We start from the raw sequence: 1,480 nt of genomic DNA, 5'->3' as shown, positions 1-1,480 counted from the left end.
TCGACTCAAGTTGATTGCTTACCAAACGAGCAAAACTGTTTATCAGATCAAACATGGTATGTTCTCAAACTACTTAATTGAGCAACTCAAGTATCCATCCGTTCAAATGTCACTTGCGTAAGTCCTGAATAAGTTTTCCAAATACCTAGTTTTGATAGCACTTGACAAAAAACTAAAAACTTGGATTTGGACAGATTTTGAACTTACCGCCACCTATTCATTTATGCTTTTCTCCAAACGCTCTTATTTGAACGGAGAAGATAATGAATGGTCAAATCACCTTGGAACTCAGAAGAACTCGTTGAAAATTGGACACTTGTGCCAACGGAATTAGAACTGGTGAAGAAGAAAGTTGGTTTTAATCAAATTGGCTTTGCCATTTTACTGAAATATTTTCAACTAATGGCTCGTTTTCCTGATTCTCCAAGCGATATACCCGGCCAGAGCATCACTTACATCGCTTCACAGCTTTTGGCCGATGAATCATTGTATTCTAAATACAATTGGCAAGGACGTTCTATTAAAAATCATCGTGCAGAAATTCGTCAATTATTCGGATTTCAGACCGCTACTACTTCCGATTCAAAGCAGATATCAAATTGGTTAATCGCCAAAGTTTTGCCTGACGAACAAAGATTTGAACCACTACTTCAACTTACCTATCAAAAATGGAGGGAATTACAAATTATTCCGCCAACTTCAAAACAAGTTGAACGTTTAATTCATAGTGCCATTCACCAATATGAAACTAATTTCTGTCATCAAATCTACTCTCTACTTACTCCCCTAAACATCGAGCAAATCGATCTTCTTCTCACTACTGAAGAAACAAGTAATTCTGAAAATATTGAACTACCGCAAGCCAATTATGGAAAACTAAAAGTTTCGGACTTGGCTTTTCTCAAAACCGATTCTGGACCAGTAGGACTAGATAGTTTTTTGACAGAAATAGAAAAACTCAAGCGTATTCGTGTTGTTGGTTTGTCACCTGACTTATTCACTGGAATCTCGTCCAAATTAGTGAAAACTTACCGTCATAGAGCAGCCACAGAGACTCCTTATCACTTACGACAACATAAAAATGCTATCCGCTACACTTTGATGGCAGCTTTCTGTATCCAGCGCAGTCAAGAAATTACTGACAATTTAATTGAGTTACTGATTCAAATTATTCAGCGCATTGGGACAAGGGCGGAAAGACGTATTAATAAAGAATTAATTAATGACTTCAAAGAAGTTACGGGCAAAACCAATATTTTATTTCGCCTTGCTGAAGTAGCAATAGCTGAACCAGATGGGGTTATCGAACAAGTTATCTATCCTGTAGTTTCCATAAAAACTCTCAGAGACTTGGTTACTGAATATAAATCCACTGGTACGGCTTATCGTCAAAGAGTTCATACCGTAATGCGCGCATCCTTTGCCAGTCATTATCGCCGAATGATTCCTCAACTACTATTGATGCTAGAGTTTCGCTCCA

General features: G+C 37.6%; 1 protein-coding gene and 1 pseudogene. Both read left to right on the top strand.

Features of this window, described 5'->3' with window-relative positions; translation table 11 throughout:
* A pseudogene (locus AC2VE5_RS27490) lies at positions 1 to 121 on the top strand (IS701 family transposase); the annotation flags it as partial.
* Between the two features lie 146 nt (positions 122 to 267).
* On the top strand, positions 268 to 1,480 hold a 1,213-nt coding region (locus AC2VE5_RS27485; protein WP_486890701.1), incomplete at its 3' end, for a DUF4158 domain-containing protein.

The organism is Aliterella sp. E5.1, assembly GCF_057473825.1.
This window is presented reverse-complemented; position numbering and strand designations above follow the sequence as displayed.